General features: G+C 56.8%; 2 rRNA genes. Both read left to right on the forward strand.

Annotation, left to right across the window (positions count from 1 at the left end):
- A 23S ribosomal RNA gene (locus ACZ4UU_RS45085) occupies positions 1-1,498 on the forward strand; the annotation flags it as partial.
- Between the two features lie 90 nt (positions 1,499-1,588).
- Positions 1,589-1,688: ribosomal RNA gene (gene rrf / locus ACZ4UU_RS45090) — 5S ribosomal RNA — on the forward strand; the annotation flags it as partial.

Raw genomic sequence — 1,688 nt, forward strand, 5'->3', positions numbered from 1 at the left:
AGTAGGTGAGTGATGGGGTGACGCAGGAAGGTAGTCCATCCCGGGCGGTGGTTGTCCCGGGGTAAGGGTGTAGGCCGGTGTGTAGGTAAATCCGCACACCTTGTGGCTGAGACCTGATGCCGAGCCGATTGTGGTGAAGTGGATGATCCTATGCTGTCGAGAAAAGCCTCTAGCGAGTTTCATGGCGGCCCGTACCCTAAACCGACTCAGGTGGTCAGGTAGAGAATACCGAGGCGTTCGGGTGAACTATGGTTAAGGAACTCGGCAAAATGCCCCCGTAACTTCGGGAGAAGGGGGGCCACGTCTGGTGAGAGGACTTGCTCCTCGAGCTGGGGGTGGCCGCAGAGACCAGCGAGAAGCGACTGTTTACTAAAAACACAGGTCCGTGCGAAGCCGTAAGGCGATGTATACGGACTGACGCCTGCCCGGTGCTGGAACGTTAAGGGGACCGGTTAGTCACTCTTCGGGGTGGCGAAGCTGAGAACTTAAGCGCCAGTAAACGGCGGTGGTAACTATAACCATCCTAAGGTAGCGAAATTCCTTGTCGGGTAAGTTCCGACCTGCACGAATGGCGTAACGACTTCTCGACTGTCTCAACCATAGGCCCGGTGAAATTGCACTACGAGTAAAGATGCTCGTTTCGCGCAGCAGGACGGAAAGACCCCGGGACCTTTACTACAGTTTGATATTGGTGTTCGGTTCGGCTTGTGTAGGATAGGTGGGAGACTTTGAAGCGGGCACGCCAGTGTTCGTGGAGTCGTCGTTGAAATACCACTCTGGTCGTGCTGGATGTCTAACCTGGGTCCGTGATCCGGATCAGGGACAGTGTCTGATGGGTAGTTTAACTGGGGCGGTTGCCTCCTAAAGAGTAACGGAGGCGCCCAAAGGTTCCCTCAGCCTGGTTGGCAATCAGGTGTTGAGTGTAAGTGCACAAGGGAGCTTGACTGTGAGACCGACGGGTCGAGCAGGGACGAAAGTCGGGACTAGTGATCCGGCGGTGGCTTGTGGAAGCGCCGTCGCTCAACGGATAAAAGGTACCCCGGGGATAACAGGCTGATCTTCCCCAAGAGTCCATATCGACGGGATGGTTTGGCACCTCGATGTCGGCTCGTCGCATCCTGGGGCTGGAGTCGGTCCCAAGGGTTGGGCTGTTCGCCCATTAAAGCGGTACGCGAGCTGGGTTTAGAACGTCGTGAGACAGTTCGGTCCCTATCCGCTGTGCGCGTAGGAGTCTTGAGAAGGGCTGTCCCTAGTACGAGAGGACCGGGACGGACGAACCTCTGGTGTGCCAGTTGTTCTGCCAAGGGCATGGCTGGTTGGCTACGTTCGGGAGGGATAACCGCTGAAAGCATCTAAGCGGGAAGCCTGCTTCGAGATGAGGACTCCCACCCACTTGATGGGGTAAGGCTCCCAGTAGACGACTGGGTTGATAGGCCGGATCTGGAAGCACGGTAACGTGTGGAGGTGACCGGTACTAATAGGCCGAGGGCTTGTCCTCAGTTGCTCGCGTCCACTGTGTTGGTTCTGAAACCACGAACGGCCCCGTATGGCCACATGCGGTGCGGCATGTTTGAGAGTTTCATAGTGTTTCGGTGGTTATAGCGTGAGGGAAACGCCCGGTTACATTCCGAACCCGGAAGCTAAGCCTTACAGCGCCGATGGTACTGCAGGGGGGACCCTGTGGGAGA

Source organism: Streptomyces sp. NPDC028907 (assembly GCF_055564995.1).